16 protein-coding genes and 1 pseudogene are annotated in these 19711 nt (G+C 65.2%); 9 read left to right on the forward strand and 8 right to left on the reverse strand.

Features of this window, described 5'->3' with window-relative positions:
- Window positions 1-160: 160 nt before the first annotated feature.
- Window positions 161-571, reverse strand: a complete 411-nt coding sequence (locus ABD345_RS37365) for an STAS domain-containing protein (RefSeq protein ID WP_344558913.1) — start codon at window positions 569-571, stop codon at window positions 161-163.
- 211 nt (window positions 572-782) lie between these two features.
- Here ABD345_RS37365 and ABD345_RS37370 point away from each other — a divergent pair, with 211 nt between their 5' ends.
- The 4 genes from ABD345_RS37370 to ABD345_RS37385 all read left to right on the forward strand — a co-directional run bounded on the left by ABD345_RS37370 (window position 783) and on the right by ABD345_RS37385 (window position 2986).
- Window positions 783-1154: a hypothetical protein gene (locus ABD345_RS37370; RefSeq protein ID WP_344558915.1), complete on the forward strand. Its 372-nt coding sequence runs from the start codon at window positions 783-785 to the stop codon at window positions 1152-1154.
- A gap of 488 nt (window positions 1155-1642) precedes the next feature.
- The gene (locus ABD345_RS37375; protein ID WP_344558917.1) at window positions 1643-1879 is read left to right on the forward strand and encodes a hypothetical protein; all 237 of its coding nucleotides are present in this window, start codon (window positions 1643-1645) and stop codon (window positions 1877-1879) included.
- A gap of 11 nt (window positions 1880-1890) precedes the next feature.
- Entirely contained in the window at window positions 1891-2355 is a 465-nt protein-coding gene (locus ABD345_RS37380) for an ATP-binding protein (RefSeq protein WP_344558919.1), read from the forward strand.
- A 235-nt stretch (window positions 2356-2590) separates the two neighbouring features.
- Window positions 2591-2986, forward strand: coding sequence for a hypothetical protein (locus tag ABD345_RS37385; protein ID WP_344558921.1), 396 nt, complete (start codon window positions 2591-2593; stop codon window positions 2984-2986).
- Between the two features lie 413 nt (window positions 2987-3399).
- Here the strand turns inward: ABD345_RS37385 and ABD345_RS37390 are convergent, their stop codons facing one another.
- From ABD345_RS37390 to ABD345_RS37400, 3 genes are all read right to left on the reverse strand, one after another.
- Window positions 3400-3780 carry a CBS domain-containing protein gene (locus tag ABD345_RS37390; RefSeq protein ID WP_344558923.1) on the reverse strand — a complete coding sequence of 127 codons (381 nt, stop codon included), beginning with the start codon at window positions 3778-3780 and terminating at the stop codon, window positions 3400-3402.
- Window positions 3781-3937: 157 nt separating this feature from the next.
- On the reverse strand, window positions 3938-5467 hold the full coding sequence (locus tag ABD345_RS37395; RefSeq protein ID WP_344558925.1) for a DEAD/DEAH box helicase: 1530 nt from the start codon (window positions 5465-5467) through the stop codon (window positions 3938-3940).
- A 368-nt stretch (window positions 5468-5835) separates the two neighbouring features.
- Window positions 5836-6039 (reverse strand): cold-shock protein, encoded by a 204-nt coding sequence (locus ABD345_RS37400; RefSeq protein WP_073818532.1) that lies wholly within the window; start codon window positions 6037-6039, stop codon window positions 5836-5838.
- A gap of 508 nt (window positions 6040-6547) precedes the next feature.
- Between ABD345_RS37400 and ABD345_RS37405 the strand changes: the two genes are divergently transcribed.
- The 5 genes from ABD345_RS37405 to ABD345_RS37425 all read left to right on the forward strand — a co-directional run bounded on the left by ABD345_RS37405 (window position 6548) and on the right by ABD345_RS37425 (window position 15071).
- The gene (locus tag ABD345_RS37405; RefSeq protein WP_344558927.1) at window positions 6548-6775 is read left to right on the forward strand and encodes a hypothetical protein; all 228 of its coding nucleotides are present in this window, start codon (window positions 6548-6550) and stop codon (window positions 6773-6775) included.
- Window positions 6776-9626: 2851 nt separating this feature from the next.
- Entirely contained in the window at window positions 9627-10352 is a 726-nt protein-coding gene (locus ABD345_RS37410; RefSeq protein ID WP_344558928.1) for a hypothetical protein, read from the forward strand.
- 1 nt (window position 10353) lies between these two features.
- Window positions 10354-12507 (forward strand): DEAD/DEAH box helicase family protein, encoded by a 2154-nt coding sequence (locus ABD345_RS37415; RefSeq protein WP_344558930.1) that lies wholly within the window; start codon window positions 10354-10356, stop codon window positions 12505-12507.
- A gap of 264 nt (window positions 12508-12771) precedes the next feature.
- Entirely contained in the window at window positions 12772-14691 is a 1920-nt protein-coding gene (locus tag ABD345_RS37420; protein ID WP_344558932.1) for an AAA family ATPase, read from the forward strand.
- Window positions 14691-15071, forward strand: a complete 381-nt coding sequence (locus tag ABD345_RS37425) for a hypothetical protein (RefSeq protein WP_344558933.1) — start codon at window positions 14691-14693, stop codon at window positions 15069-15071. The genes ABD345_RS37420 and ABD345_RS37425 overlap by 1 nt, the downstream gene beginning before the upstream one ends.
- A gap of 54 nt (window positions 15072-15125) precedes the next feature.
- On the opposite strand, the gene ABD345_RS37430 is transcribed toward ABD345_RS37425, so the two are convergent.
- The 4 genes and pseudogenes from ABD345_RS37430 to ABD345_RS37450 form a co-directional block, all read right to left on the reverse strand.
- Window positions 15126-16118: a DNA-methyltransferase gene (locus ABD345_RS37430; protein ID WP_344558934.1), complete on the reverse strand. Its 993-nt coding sequence runs from the start codon at window positions 16116-16118 to the stop codon at window positions 15126-15128.
- A 562-nt stretch (window positions 16119-16680) separates the two neighbouring features.
- Window positions 16681-17458: pseudogene (locus ABD345_RS40395) on the reverse strand (glycosyltransferase family 2 protein); the annotation flags it as partial.
- Window positions 17459-17800: 342 nt separating this feature from the next.
- Window positions 17801-18229 carry a DUF932 domain-containing protein gene (locus ABD345_RS37445; protein ID WP_344558937.1) on the reverse strand — a complete coding sequence of 143 codons (429 nt, stop codon included), beginning with the start codon at window positions 18227-18229 and terminating at the stop codon, window positions 17801-17803.
- 10 nt (window positions 18230-18239) lie between these two features.
- Window positions 18240-19526, reverse strand: a complete 1287-nt coding sequence (locus tag ABD345_RS37450; RefSeq protein ID WP_380276501.1) for an IS256 family transposase — start codon at window positions 19524-19526, stop codon at window positions 18240-18242.
- Window positions 19527-19711: the final 185 nt, after the last annotated feature.

Here is a 19711-nt window from a genome sequence, read left to right on the forward strand (position 1 = left end):
CGAGCTACCTCGCCGGCCTCCACCTTCGAGGCGCGATGATCTGGATCAAGGACCTCACCAGAATCGCCACTTGATCACGACCAAATACGCGCCCTAGGACCGGGCGGCAGGGGGGGCCGCACGGCCCGGGGCCTCACCCGGATTCGGTGCGCGCGGCGGTTCAGGGGCGGGACTGCTCGGCGAGGGCGCTCTCGACGTCGGGGCGGATGTCGAAGACCTGGTGCATGCCGGTGATCTCCAGGAGCCACCGCACCGGCCCGGTGGGCGCGGCCAGGACCATCCGGGCACCGGTGTCCTGGGCGTTGCGCCGGGCGTGGACGAAGGCGTTCAAGCCGCTGGAGTCACAGAAGGCGAGGGCGCCGAGGTCCACCACCAGCAGGGCCGGACGAGAGGCGAGCGCCGCGGTCAGCGCCCTCTCCAGATGGTGCCGCCGGGACTGGTCCATCTCCCCCTCCAGTCGCACCACGCGCACCCGGCGGTTGCGGCCGGAGGTCAGGACGTCGGTGGAGGTGATCCGCAGCCCCGCATCGGCGGGCAGGGCCACGGGGTCGGTGGGCTCGGCGGCGGACACGGCCAAGTCTCCTTCGGGCGAAGGGCGGTGTGCGTCCCGATCCTGCCCGGCGGCGCCGTCCGGTTCAAGCACGCCGCTGGACGCGCACCGAAGGGGGGACCGGATCCGGCCGGAGTGGGGCCCCGCCCCCGGCGGTCCGGGACGAGCCCTCACGGCAGCAGCGGGAAGGAGTTGGGGTCGCGGTGTCCGCAGTTGGCCGCGGACGTGAAGCATGGGACGTGAACGTACTGCGTCCACCTCGCCCCCGGCGCTCGTCGAGGTGGCGCTCCCCGCGCAGGACGTGGTGCCGACCGTTACCGGGTACCGGATCGACGGCCGCAACCCGAAAGCCCTGCTCCTCGAACACCTCGGCATCGACGCCCTGATCGGCCTCCCGAAACTGCCGCCCGCCGGGCGGCCCGACCGTGCGCCCGGCCTACGGGGTGTGCTCGTCCCGGGTCCCTTCCACCGTTCACCTTCCCGCGCGTTGTCCCTGGTCGCGCCCGGCGTGTTCCGGTCCGCGCGCAGGCCGAAGATTATCTCCCCTCCGAACACTGAAAAATCTACCTTGGCTGGAGTAGACATTCTCATCGAGCGTGGTTAGTGTTTCTCTCGTAGCCAGCAGTCGGAAGGGCTCGCCAGACACGAACTGGCGGGAGTTTCACAGAAGTTCGCAGGTCGGTGCGGTTGCGGCGTGCTGAAGCCAGGCTTGGTGCAGGACGGCGACAGGACGGGCGGCCGGACCGGGCGGCCCGCAGTGATCAGGGGCCGCCGACGAGCGGTACCGCAGTAGGCAGGTGTAGTTGATCCGCAGTCACCAGTAGGTGAAGTAGGCAGGGGCTCAGCAAAGGCGCCGGACTGCGGGCGCGCGTGCTGGGCAGTCCGGCAGTGGGGTACCGAAGCCGAGCAGTGGAGCACGACGGGCAACGGGACCGGCCGCCGGACCGGACGGTGAGCCTCCTCCCCGGAGGGTTCGCGGACACAAGGACCGGCCCAGGGCCGGTAGATGGTGAAGTTCCCTTCGGGGCCCCGGAGCCGCAACGGCGCCGGGGCCCCTCCAAGCGTTGCTGAAGCCCCACTCGAAGAGGTGCAGTGGCCACGGCCACCGACCGACTCACCACCGCGAGCAGCTTCGACGACGACTACCCCGCCTACACCATGGGCCGCGCCGCCGAGATGACCGCCACCACCGCCGGCAGCCGGCAGCCGGCACCTGACCCGCGGACCATCGTTCTTCCCTTCCTGCCCCACCGGCTCTCCGGGGTGTGCGTGCGGGGCCGGACGGAGGGTATGAGCACGCCGCAGCTCCGGCTGCTCCGAGAGAGGTAACGGTGCGGCAGATGGCGCGTAGGAGCGGGATCCGGTCCCTGGAGGTCCGTCCGGACCCGTCGATGACGGTGTTCGTCGACGGTGAGACACTGGCGTGGGCCCGCCGAAGCGCCCGGGACTTCCTGACCCGGGCGCGCGACACCCACGTGCTCGCGGTCTCGGAGCGGGTCGTGGACGCGGTTCAGCTGGTCGTCTCCGAGCTGGTGACCAACGCCCGCAAGTACGCGCCGGGGCCGTGCCTGCTGGAGCTGACGATCACCGACAGTGCCGTGGAGATCAGCGTGTGGGACAGCGAGCCCACCCTCCCCATGGCACACGCCCCCGACCCGGCCCGCATCGGCCGCCACGGCCTGGAGACCGTGCTGGCCGTCAGCCGGCGCTTCGAGGTCCTCCGCGAGATCGTGGGCAAGCGCGTCACCGCCGCCATCGCACTCGCGGACGCCCCGACGGGCGACCCGGCGGGCCGGGTGACGTGACCGGCCGATCAGCCGCCACCCGGCGAAGCCGTCCGCCCCCACGGCACCGCTCCCCCGCACCACCGCGGTCGCGTCATGTCCGGGATCAACCCACCACCCGGCCCCGGCGCCCCGGCGTCCTCCGTCCCCTCCGCCTGAACGGCGGTCGCGACCGGCACCGCTCCCGCCTCGGATACCGTGTCCCTGCACGGGGTGCCATAACGGATGTGGCGCCCCCTACGGAGGTAGCCGGCGTATGAGTTCCAAGCGCAGCCAGAATCCAGCCCTGCCCGTCCTCGACGACGCGTACCGACTCGCGTCGGTCAAGGACACCGAAGAGTCCACCCGCGACTTGGCCGCACGGCTGGCCACCACCGAGCTGCGCCGCGCCTCCCACCCCGGCCGGGTCACCTGGGACGCCGTCGATCAGGCCGATCCCGTACCGGCCCCGCCGACCGTGGTCGACGGTGACGGGGACCTGTGGCTGCGCGACCGGAGCACCGGCACCTGGACCATGCCCGAATTCGACCCGAAGACGTTCCCGGCCCGCTGCGGCGAGGTCCTGACCTGGAACGAGCTTGCCTGTGAGTACGGCCCGCTGACCGCACTGGCCAACGACCGCCACATCGGCGGCGGCGGCCGCCGCCGCTGACCTCACCGCCCTCCGGGTCGACCGCACCCGGAGGGGCGGCGACGCGGCCCTGACGGCGGCCCCTCCCCCCGACCGGATTCGAGATGCCGCGCGAGCCGGCGGCCAGACGGACAACCGCCACGGGACCCCTGACCGGTGGTGCCCGGCGCCCAGACCCACAACAACGACCGGACCCCCGGTGCGGGCCGCCGACCCGCACCGGGGGTCCGGTCGCTCCTTCCGCCCCGGGCCGGCCGGTTTCGCCGGCAGCGCCTGGTGGGTTTGCCCGGCTCGGTACGGCCCGTCCCGCGTCTTCGCCGGTTTCCCGCCTTCCGTCCACCGGTTTCCCGCCTTCCGTCCAAGGGGGACGAAGGTTGTTTCACCGCAGAGCGGACGGAGCCTGCCGCGGGCGCCGGAAGCCCGGGCGTGCGCTCCTAAGCGGTGAGCAGGCCGATGGCGTGGCCGTCGTGGTCGATGACGGGCCATGCGTCGAGGCCGCGCGAGCGCATCGCGGCGGCCGCGAGGGCTACGGGCATGGAGGCGGTGGCGAAAGGGCCGCGGTCGTGGAGGATGTCGCGGACCCGGGTGCGTTCGGTGTACCAGGAGCGGGCTTGGAACGGCGCGAGGTGCAGGCGGGTCAGCAGCCCGGCGCAGCGGCCGTCCTCGTCGCGGACCAGCAGGTGGCCGGTGCCGGAGCTGAGCAGGACGTCCATCGCGGTGTCCGCCGTGGCGTCGTCACTGATCTGCAGGCCGGGAGGCTGCATGAGTTCCCCGACGGTGAGGTCGGTGCTCGGGCGCTCAAGGGTGGTGCTCATGGGCGGTTCCTCCGTGTCGGTTCCGTCGGTGACGGCGGCGCTCCGGTCTGCGGGGCGGCGTGGGCGGGGTGTGCGGTCGCCACGAGGTGCGGCGCTTCCTGCCAGGAGGTCGGCGTGCCCGTTCTCCGTGCGGCGGAGCGGGGGCACGCCCACCGGGCTACGCGGCGAGGGTGACGCGGTCGGGCGCTGCCTGGCGGCGGCCGGCGTTCTGCGTGCCGCGGCCGGAGGCCGGACGACGACGGCGGTTGCGGCGCGAGGAGGCGCTGCGGCTCGGGCGCTCGACGGCAGGGGCCACGATGACGGTGGGGATGCCGGTGGGCACCCGGGCGCCGGTGATGCGGGCCAGCTCCTCGTCGGTGGAGTGGACCCGGGTGGAGGTGGGGGTGATGGCGGCGGTGGTCATCATCCGTGCCATCTCCCGGCGCTGGTTGGGCAGCACCAGCGTGACGACGGTGCCGGACTCACCGGCCCGGGCGGTGCGTCCGGCCCGGTGGAGGTAGTCCTTGTGGTCGCTCGGGGGAGCCAGGTTGACGACCAGGTCGAGGCCGTCGACGTGGATGCCGCGGGCGGCGACGTTGGTGGCGATCAGCGCTGTCACCGCGCCGGTGCGGAACTGCTCCAGGGTGCGGGTGCGCTCCGGCTGGGACTTGCCGCCGTGCAGGGCGGCCGCCTTCACCCCGTTGGACAGGAGGTCCCGCACCAGGCGGTCCGCGCCGTGCTTGGTGTCGGTGAACATGATCACCCCGCCGTCGCGGGAGGCGATGTGGGCGATCGTGGCGTCCTTGTCGCTGTTCTGCACGTGCAGCACGTGGTGCTCCATGGTGCTGACCGCCCCGGCGGAGGGGTCGACCGAGTGCGTGACCGGGTCCTTGAGGAAGGTGCGCACCAGCCGGTCGACGTTGCGGTCCAGGGTGGCGGAGAAGAGCATCGTCTGGCAGCCCTCGGCGACCTGCTGGAGCAGTTCGGTGACCTGCGGCAGGAAGCCCATGTCGGCCATCTGGTCGGCCTCGTCGAGCACGGTGACCGCGACGCCGTCCAGTTGGCAGTCGCCGCGCTGGATCAGGTCCTTGAGGCGGCCCGGGGTGGCCACCACGACCTCCGCGCCGCGGTTCAGCGCCTGCGCCTGGCGCCCGATCGACACCCCTCCCACCACGGTCGCCATCCGCAGCCGCACCGCGTGGGCGAAGGGCGTGAGCGCCTCGGTGACCTGCTGCGCGAGCTCACGGGTCGGCACCAGCACCAGGGCCAGCGGGCGTCGGGGTTCGGCCTTCCGTCCGGCGGTGCGGGCCAGCACGGCGAGGCCGAACGCGATGGTCTTGCCCGAGCCCGTGCGGCCGCGGCCCAGGACGTCGCGCCCGGCCAGCGAGTTCGGCAGGGTGGCGGCCTGGATCGGGAACGGCGTGGTGACGCCCTGGCGGGTCAGCACCGCCAGCAGCGCGTTCGGCATGTCCAGTTCCTCGAAGGACTCGACGGCCGGCAGCACCGGGGTGGTGCTCACCGGCATCGCGAACTCGCCCTGCGGGGAGGCGCCCTGACGGCCACTCCGGCCGGAGGACCGTCCGCCGGCGGGGCGGTCGCCGTAGAAGGAACTGCCGTCGGAGGAGGAGCTGCCCCGGGCACGCGACCGGAAACCGGTGCCGGAGCGGGAGTTGGCGTGCTGGTACGAGGAGCGACTGGAGCGGTTCATGGGAAACCTTCCTGGGCGGCCCGCCACGACGCGGCTCCGCGGCGCGGTGGCGCCGGCGGAGCCCGCAGGGGAACGGGCCCAGAAGTACGACGGGCGGGGCGTGGACGGTGGAACCGTGCGGCACGTCACCTGCGGTCGGCGCTCACCGAGAAAGGCGGGAACGCAGAACCTCGAACCGTGGGATGTCACGGCAGGGGCGCCGATCCGGACGCGGCGCCGAGCGTCTCGCGTGCGGATGGGCTGCCGGTGGCGGAGCCAGGGGCCGGGGCGGCCGGGATCGTGCGCGGTGATGCAATGCCGAGGGGCCCGCACCGGGCATGTACGCGGTGCGGGCCCCTCGCTGCCAGGCGGGTGCCCTAGCAGAAAAACTACAGCGGACGAATGTTCTCGGCCTGCGGGCCCTTCTGGCCCTGCGTGACGTCGAACTCGACCTTCTGGCCCTCAAGCAGCTCACGGAAGCCGCCGGCGTTGATGTTCGAGTAGTGGGCGAACACGTCAGGACCGCCACCCTCCTGCTCGATGAAGCCGAAACCCTTTTCCGAGTTGAACCACTTCACAGTGCCATTAGCCATAAATAAATCTCCTTCAAGGGGCTTTCCGAAGAGCACGCGGCGCGCACTTCGAGTCACCGCGATGAGCACCCACCCGGGAAACGACCCGGGAAAGAAAAATGCGCCTGCGACACACCAGCAGGCGCACACAAAGTTCATGGGAACCACTACTGCAACTAAGAGAGACTCTAGCAGGCCCAGGCCCGCAACGGGCGGAAATTCCGCGCCCGGCCCCACGACACCTCTCGCCGGGCACCACCGGCCACGAGGCCGAAGAACCGCCAACCTGCCTTGTTCCCAGCCTGGTTGGGCATACGGCGCAGCACCTTCGGAGCCCGCTGGCGGCTTCCTCGGACGGGCGGATCGTGCGGGCCGTCGAGGGCCCGGCCCACCGCGCCGGGCCCTCACCGCGCCCACCGGCACCATCGGTGATCATTGCGGGTGGCATGCGCGACATTCTTGCCGCGGCTCCGAAACCGAGACGCCGGAAAAGGGCCGCTGCCGCGATTTTCGGCGCATACTGCAGGAGATGAAGAAATTTGTAGCAGCCCGCCGCGTCCTGCCCACCAGCCCCTTCAAAGCCCGGACCGAAGCACCACGCAAGCACTTCGCCGTCGGCGACCGCGTCACCCACGACCAGTACGGCCTCGGCCGGGCCATCGAGGTCGAGGGGGACAGCGACATCGCGGTGCTCGTCGACTTCGGATCGCGACGCGAACGCATCACCCAGCCCTACGCCACGATGTACAAGCTCTGACCGACCCGGTACTCGGCCGCGGGGGAACGCACGATGCGGAGCCAACCGTGCGTCCCCTCCGGATCGAGCGGGCACCCGCCACCGCGCCGCTGGGGCAGTACCGATGCCCGGATGCGATGCCTCCAGCGACCGGGCGTCCGCAGAGCGGCGGGAGGCGACCGCCGACTCCGCCCGCCCCAGAAGCCGTCCGGGGACACCGGACCGACGGGAGCGTCAGGTCGGCCGTGCCACGCTCGCGGAGACGTGCGGGAACGTGCGGGGTGGCCGCGAACGCTTCGCCCACCTCGTCCGCGAAACCGCCGCCACCCACCGCGACCGCCTCACCTGAGCAGCGCCGCGTAGCGGAAAGCCGCGAATCCCCCTTTGCCACCGGCCAAGGGAGAACCGCACGCCAGGGCTGGTTCTACCGGCCCGGTGGTCGCACGGTGCTCACAGCTCAGGAGCACACCGGGAAGCGCGGACCCTCACGCACCCGGCCCTTTCCGAGGCGATCACCACGTCCCCCGCATCCGTCCCCACCGACCACGCCCCGCCAACCGCACCCCGCACCTCGACGACCGGCCCATGTGGTCCGGCCACCACCATGCGACCGCCACCTGAGACGGCAACAGAAAGAGCCGGCACTCGGTTTCCCAAGTACCGGCTCCCACAACCGACTTCACAGTCGGGACGACAGGATTTGAACCTGCGACCCCTTGACCCCCAGTCGCCCGGCGATGGCCATCGCTGCACGTCGGACGGTAGACAGCCCGCGCTATTCGTTCGCCGAAAGGCGCCTCGGAGAGGGTGGTGATTGACGCGTGGTCCCCGGCACGTCCCCGGTTCTCGCCGTTCCAGAGGCTCCCGGACTACGTCACAGCTGTCGCGGGCGAGGTGACCGTGATGGAGCCCCATCGGCAGGACGCGGAGAGACGCACGCGGCAGCGCGCTGCTCGTCGCCGAACACGCAGCTGCGGTGGTACCGCACCATCAGGACACAAAGGTAGCGCGGGGTGTCCATGACTTCTCTGTCAGTGCTGCGGCATATGCGGGGCAATAGGGCGGGAAGCTGTCACGGCGTGTTGTGCCCGGCTGCTTCGGCTTTGGCCTGCAGCTCGTGAACAATGCGCCGTCAGCGGTGCGCTCCGCCGGTGTACCAGTGGTCTTCGCCGACCGGTGACCAATCGGCGAGCTCGCCCAGTTGCTGAGTGATCGTCTCCAGGTCGCGACAGTCATGCCCACCCAGGGCCGGGTCGAGCTTCTGACGATGTAACGGAGCCAGTGGGCGGCACGGTAGTAGCAGAGCTGGGTGTATGTCAGTCGGCGGACCGCGTAGCCCTGGCACTTGCTGCACCAGTCGTAGCCGTCGTCGTCGAGCATGGTCAGCAGCCCGTCCGCGAGCCCTCATTTGCACAGCCACACCCTGCAGGGAGCTCCGTGACCACCAGGACCGCAAGGAGGAGGCCCTCCAGGAAGCCGCCGACGCCGGCATAGCCTGGCCCGAGCTAAGATCCGTGTTCATCCGCGAGAAACGGCGCGGCCGTTCACCCGGGCTGCCTGACCGATCGCTTCGAGCTGCTGTGCGAGCGCCTCGGGCTGCCGCCAGTCCGACTGCACGACCTCCGCCACCTGGCCGCCATGCTGCCCCTCGGCGACGGCGCCGACCTCAAGGTCGTCCAGGAGTATTGGGCTACTCCACGATCGTCCTGACCGCCATCACGTACACGTTCGTACTTCCCGCACTCGACCGCGAGGAGGCCGCAGCCCTGGTCTCGATGATCACCCGCAAGGTGACCGCCCCGCTCGTCTATCTGCTCGCCTTGGGGGCCCCGAGCTCGCCATCGCCGGCCGCGACAATGCCCACGCTCTCGCCGTCCTCCGGCTTGGCGCGAAGCTTCGGCTCGCCAAGGCCCGATCTTGCTCAGCGCATCCTCGACTCCCAAGGCGATGCGCACGTGGACGACGCGGTAGGTTCGACTCCGCGCGCGCGAGAAGCACCGAGAGGACAAATGACCACTATCGAACACCCGACCACAGAAAATCGGTCGTTGTGCGCCGTGCTCCTCAACCCTCCACTCAAGCCATCAGCAGAGACAATCTCGTTTCGAAATCTCACCTGCGCTCTACCTGTAACAGGTTGTTCAAGCCTGCGAATTGTCAATCTGATCGATCTTCCCTCCAAGGATCAGATTGAGCTCGGCCGTCTTCCAATCACAGCCCGAGACCTGTCGAGATCCCGCGATCTAATGACTGCCACGCTGGCGGAGAGTGATGAGGTTCTGCTCGCTTGGGGTTCCAGCCGAATTTCAGGCCGCAGCGGAGCCGCCATCAGACACCAGGCCGCCTGGCTACTGCACCACCTTCACGCGCAGACATGGCCACACGCGTGGCTAGTCGCTGGCCAGCCCCGCCACCCGTCTCGATGGCGGCAGTACCTCGGCCCTGAGAAGCGGCGGGTGAGCGGAGCATCGTTCGAGGAGCGACTGTTCAAGGTGCTGGAACGCCACCTCATCACCGACGTACCACATGCCCGTCGTTCCAACATCAGTGCGGCTCCCGATACATGTAGGCCAGCCGATCTGCTGCACCAGAGCCAGAGCTCACCCCCGCCAGTCCGGACTGACGCAGTCTCTCCATCACCGCTGAACAACGGACTCCCCTGATGGAAACGCCTTGCTCAACGCCCAAATTCGTCAAGGCCGCACCCATGGTGTCCTCCACTGTCGTACCCTGCTGGCAGCATCAGGGTCATGCTTCGATCTCAGCCTCTCCCCGAGCGGGTCGATGGTCGGCCGCAAGGCCCCACCACCGCCGCAGACGGGGCGCTGCGCGATCGACTGGGAGGACAGCAAGCTTGGGTAGCAACAGGGGGGTGTGGCATCTGCCGATGCCACGGCCCAGCGATGCCTTCCAACCAGCGACACCGCAGTCCTCGATCCATGGCAGCGCCGACATGCTCCCACTCGAGTTGTCGCCGCCGTGGCTCGAGATGCCAGAAGAGCAATTCAAGCAAAGATACGGGCCCCGCCAGAAAACCTCGACGGCCTTTCTGGGCCGAACTTTGCTCCGCTCACTCAACGAGGTGCTTGCAAATGCACCCTCCGAGAGGGCGCTGACCAAGAAGCCACTCACAGTGAATCTCTCACCTCCACTGCGACTTGCCCCACTTCCCAGAGAACTAAGATTCTACATTTTCAACGCAACTCAAAATTCTGGCGAGCGCAAGCAGGATGCCTTCAAGATCCAGCTCAGCACTCGCCCAGCCGATGCAGTTGAGAGCGGAAAGAGTGCGAGATACAAATTCGACCGAAGCGGCAATATCTTGCCAATTCTCGTCGGCTACTACGCACCCTTGAATGTATACATTCTCTGGGATGCCGATCTGCATGATCTCGGCGCCGGATACAGTTACTCGAATAGCGTTTACTCAAAATCAGAAGTGGTCTACGAGGCGGCTGCGCTCGGAGTGGCCGAAAGTGATTTCAGGCTCCGCAATGGAATTGTCGAGAATATCATCGCCGCCCGCAGCGACGCATTGGTTGAAGGTCTAAAGCGACGGATCAAGGCTACTGTGGACCGATCTCTTGGAGGGTGGTGAAATGCTCTCTCGACTTGGGGAACTACAAACAGAGTACGTCAGCGACTCCTGCGATATCGCAACAGAATTCTATAACCCTTGCCTGTCTGCGTCTGTCACCTACGACCGCATCACAGGCTTCTTCAGTTCGACGGCCTTCCTGCTGACATGGAAGGCGCTGAGCACCTTCGTCCTGGCCAACGAAGGAAAGATTCGAATCATATGCTCACCTCGCCTCTCCGAGCAGGATGCCGATGGACTTGTCTATGGCTATAAGGCTCGGAGTGAGGATGAACTCTCAGAATACCTGAGCCGTGAGATGCGACGCCTGCTGGAAAGCGAGCCGACCAAGCACACCGCGCAGCTTCTTGCCGGTCTAGTAGCGTCTGGGACTCTCGACCTGAAGCTCGCACGAGTGGCCAGAGATGCATCAGTCTCTGCAAAACGCATGTTTCACGACAAGGTGGGCCTCTTCGGCGACAGCTCCGGAAATCATGTTGGGTTTCGCGGCTCGATGAATGAGAGCCTTCTCGGAATGTCTCCTGGCGGCAATATCGAGTCGATCGATGTTTGGCCGTCTTGGGCCGGCGGGCGTGACAGCCAGCGCGTTGCTAATGCCAAGTCACGATTCAACCAGCTTTGGGAAGGCTCTGTTCCAGGTGTCGAAATCCTAGAGCTCCCGAATGCCGCTCGCCAGCAGATCGATGAGATCGCCGAAGGTGTTGACGTGGAGGAAATTCTCTACCTCATTGCTACCGGAAAGATCAGCGGTGAAGTCAAAACCCCTGCGCGAAGTGTAGGCAATTTCGACCTACGCGACCATCAGCACGCCGCGGTCGAAGTGTGGGAGAGCAACGGACGCAGGTCAATCTTCGAGCACGCCACTGGGTCGGGCAAAACACGCACAGGCCTCCACTGCATGAAGCTGGCGCAGCAAGACGGTCTCACACCTGTGGTGCTCGTACCGTCAGATCTGCTACTGAAGCAATGGAACACAGAGATCCGAGAAATTCTTGGATCACGGGTCGTACTTTGTGGCGGAGGGAATGATCGGTGGGGACCACAAAGGCTTGTGCGCGCCGGCATTGAGAGTGGCACCCCCGATCGACCAATTGCTATCGTGGCTGTACTTAACAGTGCAGCCACCCCCGAATTTATCTCTCAGGTCCGCCCGATCCAGCACAGGGTGATGCTCCTCGCCGATGAGGTGCATCGGATCGGCAGTCCCACGTTCCGCTCCATCATGAATCGGCTAGACGTCCCCGCGCGCCTCGGGCTCAGCGCTACCCCGGAACGAGCCGGCGATCCAGACGGCACTGACGCGATCCTGCGCTATTTCGACGGAGTCGGCCACCGATACGGGATTGGTGAAGCGCTCGCGGACAAGGTGCTCGTCCCCTATACCTATGATCCCGAGTGGGTCAGTCTGACGCCCGCAGAACACGAGAGATGGGCCTGCCTGACAGACGAAGTCAAGAAGCTTTACGCAATCTCGGTGGGGAAGAACCCTCCACCAGGTTCAGCAGAAAGGCTGAAGAAGAAGCTGATCGAGCGGGCCAGAGTAGCAAAGAACGCGGAAATGAAGATCGAAAAATCCGCTTCGATGATCGCTAGAAGCTTCGATGGTGACGGAAGTCAGCGATGGCTGGTCTACTGCGACAATGAAACACAACTGGAACAGGTGCGGGCAGCTTTAAGCCTCCGCGGAATCCAGAGCTGGAAATACACCAGCCAGATGGAGGGAGACGAGAGGAACACCCTGAAGCTCTTTGAAGAAAAGGGCGGAGTAGTTGTGTCGATCCGATGCCTGGATGAAGGCGTGAATATCCCATCGACAACCCATGCACTAATTTTGGCCTCCTCCAAGAATCCTCGTGAATTTATTCAGCGGCGCGGCCGCGTGTTGCGCCAGGCGCCGGGAAAGTCGATCGCCTCCATCCTCGATGTTCTTGTCTTGCCAGAAAAACTCGACCCCGACGATCCAACCAGGCTACTGGCGGTCGGAGAGCTTGCACGCTCATTGGAGTTTGCCGAGTGGGCTACCGGAACATCCGCGAAGATGCGGCTCAGTCGGCGATGGATTGAACTAGGGTTGCCACTCGACCAGCTCAATCTCGCAATTCCTCAAGGATTCGAAAGCGACGAGGAGTCAGCAGACATGGAAGGACTTGACTGAATTGCCAGCCCCACTCGCCGGCTCAGCCGCCGCAGATTCGTCATCACCGGAAAATAGCCTCGCCACTACGGTAGAGGAAATCCGAGCCGCACGGTATATCGAACTAGACCCAGTGCTTGTTCGGAAGATCCTTGACCTTCAGCATGACTATCGAGAGGACCCGGCTCGCGCGCAGAGCGAAACAGAAAAAGCCGTCAACCAGTGGGTCTCGCGGCACATCGCTGAAATGGGGACGGCGCAATGATTACTTACCATCGCCTAACAATGCAGGACTTCTGCCAGTATCGCGGAAAGCAGGTTCTTGAATTCAGTCGAGACAGAGGCGTCTACATTGTCTATGGCTACAATGGCCGAGGAAAGACGCGCCTACTCAACGCATTTCGATGGGCGCTGTACGAAACGGCTATGGGTCGCACTGCGGAGCATCAGCCGGAGGAACTGGCAAACTACGAACACGCCAACTCGGTTGGCTATGCCACGTTTTATGTAGAGCTCGAATTCAGTCACGACGGCAAGCGTTACGTGGCCACCCGCAGCTTTGATGAGCGGCGGGATCCAAAAACCGAATTGGTGCTGCAACGAGATGGTAATCCGCTGTCTCACGCCGAGGGCTACAAGGTATTGGGCACTGTGGCACCTCGTGACATCAGCCAGTTCTTCCTCTTCGACGGCGAGCTTATCGGGCAGTACGAGGCGCTGCTAGACACTCAAGGTCAAGCCGGAGAAAAGCTCGAAGAATCAATCGAGCGGATTCTCGGGATCCCGACAGTGCGGAATGCTCGGAACAATGTCGGAAAGATTCAGCGGGCCGCTCAGAACCAACTTGGTGCTCTTGCACTAACTAAAACCAAGACCGAAAGTCATGGGCGGGCGCTTCACAGTGCGCAAAGCATGCGCGACACTATGGCTTCCGATCGAGATAAAGCGCTAGTAGAAATCGCGAAAAACGAAAGTCGCATCGCCGCGATTGAAGTCGCGCTGGGAGACAGTCGCCAGGCAGAGCGTGCCGTAGCCCAACTGCAGATGGCCAAATCCGAGGCTACCAGGTTGGCCATCGCGATCCACGAGGCCAAGCAAGGGGTTGCGGAGCTGGGTGATGAGGTCTGGCGGGCAGTGCTGGCGCCGGCCGCGCGGGAGCGCCTCGAAACGCTACAGCGCCAAGCCGAAGAAGCTCAGAGGGTTCTTTTCTCCAGTCACGCCGCAAAGCGTGACCTGCTCCACTTGGAACAGCATTCGGAGTGTCCCGTATGCAGTCATGAACTCACCGAGGATGAGCGTTCCATCCTGCTAGAGAAGCTTAAGAACTCCTCGAATGAAACCCACCGGACTGCTCTTGAGAGTCTGCATATGCAAACCCAAAAGCAGATGCGGGTCTTGGAAGCTTTTGCGCGTGTCGACGGCCGGATGATCGCTGAGCGCGAAAAGGCGCTTCGTCAACTACAACTACAGCTCGATGACACTGATCAGGAAATCAAGAGTATTGACGAGCAGTTGCGCGGCATCAATCAGGCTGAGGTTCGGCGCCTCACCACCGAGCGCGATGGCCTGAACTTCCTGATTCGCACGGCGAAGATCGAGGTAGGCGAAGCAGAGAAGAAAATTGTTGAGCAAGACAACTCTATCCGCCGGATCAGTGACGAGCTGAGCAAGATGAACGGCATGGATGACCCGTCCATCGAGCTCAAGGTTAGAGTGGCTAGTCAGCTTGGTGCACTGTTCGCCGAGTCCATCGAGGTCTATCGGTCCATGCTCAAGGATCGAGTCGAACGAACCGCCACGGCCATCTTCGCCAAGGTCTCTCACGAACGCGACTTCACCCGGCTGAAGATCAATGATCGGTACGGCCTTGAGATCGTCGACACCAAGGGCGAGGTAGTAAGGGGACGCTCGGCCGGTTTCGAACACCTGGTAGCGCTGTCGCTCATCTCAGCCTTGCAGCAATGCGCCTCTGTTCCGGGCCCAATTGTGATGGACTCACCGTTTGGACGCCTGGACGCCGACCACACACGAAACGTCGTCGCAGCCTTGCCTGAAATGGCCTCCCAGGTAGTGCTGCTCGCTTTCGAGGGCGAGTTCGACCAATCTGCGGCAGTACAAGCCCTGGGATCGAAACTCGTAGCCGAATATGAACTTGAACGCGTCTCAGCCAGGCACACCAAGATCAAGCCGCGGGAGAGCGTGTGATGGAAGATCTCCGGAATGCAGCGCTGTCGATCGAGGCGTCGAAGGTGGCCGAAGAACTAAAGATCAAGTTTGGTCTTGCGCATCTCGTGGAGCTGGCGCGGTTGGGCTTCGCTTACGCAATCCGCTATGAACTTACCCCAGAGAAGGATGCGGACTGGGGCTCCACACCGGGCACCAACTTCAACATCGCCACGCTGGATCCGAAGCAGGAGATGCGCGAGGCCGTACGTCTGTTCTTTCCTGATAGCATCGTGGCCCAGTATCCATATCGGGCCATCGAGGCGCTGATGAGCAAGGGCCTTCGTCTGCTTGGAGAGCACATGGCCGAAGGGATGGTCGGAACCTTGGGTGATGTGGTGGCGTCACCCAATCTGCCGTAACAAGCAGCGGTGCTGGGGCCCACGCTAATTGTAGGTCCCAGCGCCGGAGTTCTTTCAGAACAGGACAGTCGGCTCCACATCGACTTGGCTGTTCACTGCCAACATCTGTTCGTAGATTGCGGCCACGTCCGTGGCAGTTCGCCCCTCAAGGAACCTCAGCGCCGAACGCGCCGCATACTTCTCATCAAGTTCGATGCTCAGCCAGTTGCGCCCATGGGTCTCAGCAGCATAGCCTGTCGTATTTGATCCACTGAATATATCGACCACGACGTCGCCTGGATCTGTAAGCATCTTAATGAAGAACTCGGGCAAGGCTGCCGGAAATCGCGCTGGATGGGATTCAAATCCCAGCTCCTTGCACATGCGCAGATAGAATCCGTTCGACTCTGTATTGGGAATCGACAGGAGATTGGAAGGCAAAGCCCCGCCATTGTCAATTCCGAATGCGGTTCCAATATCATGCTCCGACGCCCTTTTCTTTGGGCGATAGTACCCCGACGGATCTTTTAGCAGTTTCTGCATTGATTCGGAGTAGGGAGTTCGAACCTTTCCCACATCTGATTTCGGCCTGTCGCCCTTGGAGAGCCACCAGACCGTATTGACTGAATCCTTGGCTCGCCACTTACGCTTATTCACCCATTCAATTGGGGAAGGCAGGCGGGCTGGATTGTGCCAATAGAATTCTTCGGCCAGATTATACCCGAGATCATCTACAAACCTGATGAGCGCGCGGAACTGGTGCAATGATCGCACCGGTCGACCTTTTTGATAGGCGCCACCGATGTCGATTACCAGGCTTCCCGTTTCCTTGAGGGCAGGCTTGGCGGCTTCCACAAACTCAACGAGCCAGTCCACATACTCGGCCTGGTCTTTGTTTCCATATTCCTTCTGCCTCAGCAAGGGAAACGGTGGCGAAGTCATAATAAGGTCGACAGAGGTTTCGGGCAGTTCCGCAAGCACCTTGCGACTGTCGCCGCAGACCTGTGCCCCTGCGCGAGTGGTGTAGACCACTCGTCCGGACGTGATCTGCTCGTGAAGCTTCGCCATGACTCTCCTTGCGCTCGCCGGTGACTCTAGTGGCTGAACCTCATGGAAGCGGCAAGCACCAGGCCACCCGATACTACGGGTTTCCTGAGCGTGTGGGTTCCGATCAGCTCTTGATCTTCGCCGCTGGGTCAGCCGCTGGGCACACAGGAGCCCGCCCTGAGGATCTCTGCGGGCGGTAGTGCGCGGCATGGTGCATATTGGACGACATCGCCAACGCCACCCTCCTGGCGCTGGTTGCCGACCAGGTTGCCTAGCAGACGGTCGACGTCCATGCCGGGCTGCGACGTCGTTCCGGGAGATCGCCGAGAGGATCGTAGCCCACTACCCGTGGCGGTGCTCAAGGAGACGTTGATGCCCGCGGTGACCCGCGCGGGGGCTACGCCCACGCCCGCAGATCCTCGGAGCTGCTCGGCTGGCGGCCCACGGTCGCCTCGCCGACGGCATCGACCGGTACGTGGACTGCTCAAGTCCACGCCCGACGCGATCCCGGACTGGTTCGCCGCAGCCGTCCTGGCCGCCTGACCGAAGCCCAGCAACGTAGGGCCTGGGTCGGCTGGCAGAACACCGGCGGCCGGCCCAGCTTCGCCATCCGCTGCACCGTGCTCCACCACATCGGGCGGCGCGGCGGACACGACACGCGCACCCCCTCGAAGAACCCGCCCCACCAGGCTTTCAGCCCGAACATCGGCGGGCGGCGCAGCAGCATGTAGGCGGCCCAGGAGGTGAGGTAGATCGGCACGGTGCGCGGGTGCTGGAGGGCCATGTCGGCCCGGTAGTCGATGCGCCAGCCGGCATCCAAGGCTCGTCAGGCAAAGTCGGTCTCCTCGTGGGCATAGAAGAACGAGCGGGAACAGCTCAACCGGGTCGATCACGCTCATGTGGATGCCCCCCGAGGAAGGTGGTGACCTCACCGGAGAGCGTCGGGTCGGAAGCGCCCAGGCGGGGGACGTGCCGGCGCTGGGTGAACCCGGTCTCGTCTGCGATCCGGAAGCTGACGATCCCCAGACCGCGGTTGCTCTCAAAGGTCTCCAGAATCAGCCGGAATGTGTCGGTCTTGGGGAGCAGCGCACCGTCGTCTAGGACCACCAAGATGTCGACGCCGCCCAGCCCGCGCAGCCGCTCCACGCCGGCGTTCCGATCGCCGAGGATGCCCAGCTTCCCCGGCAGCTCCACCGCGTCCACTTACTCGAGCAGCTCGGCAGCTTGATGCCCTGCCCCAGCACCGCGGTCCGAACGCCGCCGTCGCCGCCTTCCTGCGCCTCCACCGAGTTCAGCAGGGCCAGCAGCTCCGCAGGCCGGTTCCCCATAGTCAGCACCCCCATGCCCAGCGTGACGCCCATCGCACCCGATCCCAACTCGAGGAATTTCATGATCACATCGACACCGCATCCCGGCAGTGTGCCGCTGCACATGCTGGCCGAGACTTGCCGGCTCCCGGGCCACCAGTACTGGTGCCAGCAGGAGCGGCCGGTGTGGCATGGCGGCCCGGACACCAGACCCCGCCGCGCGGCTGCAGGCGATCCAGGCGATCGCGCCCCGGTCCATGGACGAGGGCGCTGGCGCGTGCGTCATAGTCGGCGGTGTGGGGACGTTGGGATGTGGATGGACATGGCTTCCTCGCTGCGGAGGGCCGCGCCGATCGTTGGCGTGGCCGGGAGCAGCGCTCCCAGCCACCGGGACGATCAGGCCACGAGCAGCAGGCTCTTGGCGAGGTCCTTGAGGTCGTTCTTCTGGTCGTGCAGCAGGGCGGTCATGGCCAGGTTGTTGCGGTGTTCCTGCTCGGTCAGGGCCTCGGGCAGCTTGACGGTGCGGAAGTAGTCGTCGAACTCGATGACGGCCTGGAGGGCGGCCCAGCGGGTGCCCCAGATGTTGTCCTGGGTGTCGGCCTCGGCGAACAGGTGGTGCAGGCGGTCGCGGCGCTCCTGGTTGACTGCGATCAGGTTCTTGCGAGCCCCCTCGGCCGGGGGCGTCCACAGCTGGGCGATGAGCTTGTCGAACTCCTGGTTGGTCATCTCGGTCTGGAACAGCTGGGTGGCCTCCGCCTCGAAGGCGGCCGCGTACCGCTCGGTGAAGCCGAGGGCGGGTTGTGTCCAGTGACTGGTGTATCTGATGTTGTGTGAGTTACCGGCGGCCGATGGAGAGTCGGCCGTCGAAGGTGATGTCGAATGCCTGGAGGGCGGGCTTCCAGCGCATCGTCCAGCGTTTGCGGCCCTGGCCGGTGGGGTCGAGGCTCATGACGGCCATGTAGACGCACTTCAAGGCCGCTTGCTCGTTCGGGAAGTGCCCGCGGGCCCGGACGGCCTTGCGGATGCGGGCGTTGACCGACTCGATCGCGTTCGTCGTGCAGACGACGCGGCGGATCTCGACGTCGAACTGCAGGAAGGGCACGAACTCGGCCCAGGCGTTCTCCCACAGCCGCACGATCGCCGGGTACTTGCTCCCCCAGGTCTCCTGGAACTCCAGGAACCGCTCCTCGGCGGCATCCTGGGTCGGGGCGGTGTAAACGGGCTTGAGTGCCTTCGAGATCTTGTCCCAGTCCTGGCGGGCCGCGTAGCGGAAGCTGGCACGCATCAGGTGGACGACGCAGGTCTGCGTGATCGCCTGCGGCCAGACCGTGCCGATGGCGTCCGGCAGGCCCTTCAGACCGTCGCAGACGACCATGCACACGTCCTCGACGCCTCGGTTCTTGATCTCGGTGAGGACCTGGAGCCAGTACTTGGCGCCCTCTCCGCCGTCGCCGGCCCACAGACCCAGGATGTCGCGGGCGCCGTCCACGGTGACGGCGAGGGCGACGTAGACGGGACGGTTGGCGACCTGCCCGTCGCGGACCTTCACGTGGATGCAGTCGATGAAGACGACCGGGTAAACCGGGTCCAGGGGGCGGTTCTGCCATTCCGCCATCGAGTCCATGACCTTGTCGGTGATGGTGGAGATCGTCGACTTGGACACGCTCGCGCCGTAGACCTCGGCCAGGTGGGCCGAGATGTCGCCGTGCGTCAGCCCCCGGGCCGAGAGGGACAGCACCATCTCGTCGACGCCGGACAACCGCCGCTGGCGCTTCTTGACGAGTTGCGGCTCGAAGGAGCCCTCCCGGTCGCGGGGCACCGCGATCTCGACAGGCCCGACATCGGTCAGCACGGTCTTTGCCCGGACGCCGTTGCGGGAGTTGCCGCTGCCGGCCCCGGCTTTGTCGTGCTTCTCGTAGCCGAGGTGGTCGGTGATCTCGCCCTCCAGGGCGGACTCCAGCACACGCTTGGTCAGCTGCTGCAGCAGCCCGCCCTCGCCGGTCAACTGCAGGCCGCTCGCGCGAGCCCGGTCGACCAACTGCCCGATCAACTGCTCGTCCAGAAGATCCGTCGCCAGCTCGACCGGCCGGGCCTCTTCAACCGCCTCGACAGAGACGATCACGTCGCTCATCAGGTGCTCTTCCTTGATCAGGAGATACACCGGTCACCGGGCTCTGTCTCGTAATCGGTGGTGACCAAGTGTGACGGCTGTCGTTGGCACGGTGTGCGTGATGTCAACGATCTTGTGGGCGTGGTGTTTTCGGGTCTGTCGGCCCTGGTCGTCGAGGGTGTGGCGGACGAGGACGA

The organism is Kitasatospora saccharophila (genome assembly GCF_039529925.1).
Classification (GTDB): Bacteria; Actinomycetota; Actinomycetes; order Streptomycetales; family Streptomycetaceae; genus Kitasatospora; species Kitasatospora saccharophila.